Annotated in this window: 1 protein-coding gene; it reads right to left on the bottom strand. The window is 42.2% G+C overall.

The features are described from left to right. Nucleotides 1–1,023, bottom strand: a 1,023-nt coding sequence (locus tag H4683_RS21180) for an IS1380 family transposase (protein WP_192600792.1), incomplete at both ends; no start/stop codon positions are given.

Raw genomic sequence — 1,023 nt, 5'->3', positions numbered from 1 at the left:
GGAAAGACTAGCGTACGCAACCAATTGGTGAAATTATAAGCAAGTAGACTTAACGTCATCTTCGCCTCGTTCACTTGGAAAGAATGGCTTGTCATGTTATCTAACCCAAAACCGTTCTTTGATTCTTTTATGTAGTTCTCCATCGTCCCTCTTTTTTGGTACGTACGCACAATGGCTTCAGGCGTGAATGACTCCGTTAAATTGGTCACAAAGAATGAATGAGTAAAGAACAATTCACCTGCTGGACGAACAGATTGAATCACAACTTTTCTTGCTTCATCCCATTTTTTTGCTTGATACATCGCTTCCTCAAAATAGTATTCAGTCTTTTCGCTATCAGTTGGTGCAGTGGAGGGGCGGTATTCCTCCGCTAGTCGTTGTAAAACGGCATTTGATTTTAAGCGAATGACATAATAAACCGATTCCTTTTCGCAAAGTGTATACAATTCAGGGACCGCAAAACCACTGTCCCCGCGAATAAATGGCGTTGTCTCTGGAAAGTGCTCATTATAATGTTTGATCAACGGCTTGACGAAATCCACGACACCATTGGAAGTGTAGACATTTCCAGGGCGTAGCTGGGCTTTCAAAAAATCGCCGGTAACACCGTCAAAAGCAACTAAGGGATGGAAACCCACAGTTCCATAATGAGTATTGTACGCAATTGATTCTTGGTTCCCATAAGCATCTGCATGCGTGGAATCCAAATCAAAAATGATCGCTGTAGATTTTCTGTGATGATGCACTTTATCGAGCAGTTCTTGATTCGCCTGTTGTAATTGTGCAATGGAATTTGCGTCAAATCGTTCCCAAAAACGAGATAAACTCGGTTGAGAAGCTAGCGCAGAGGTGTCAAGAACTTCGGTGAATACGGGATCTTCCGTCAATTGATCCGCCGCATCATCCTCGGCATACCCAGCAATGATTTGATAAAGCTTTTGACTCAGCAACTTTTCATTGGAATGAATAAAGTGGGACCGTTTGTCGTTTAAATGAAGATGATCCGCCAATGTTTGAGTGAAT

The sequence above is a fragment of the Sporosarcina limicola genome (assembly GCF_014873855.1).
In the GTDB taxonomy this organism is placed as follows: domain Bacteria; phylum Bacillota; class Bacilli; order Bacillales_A; family Planococcaceae; genus Sporosarcina; species Sporosarcina limicola.
This window is presented reverse-complemented; position numbering and strand designations above follow the sequence as displayed.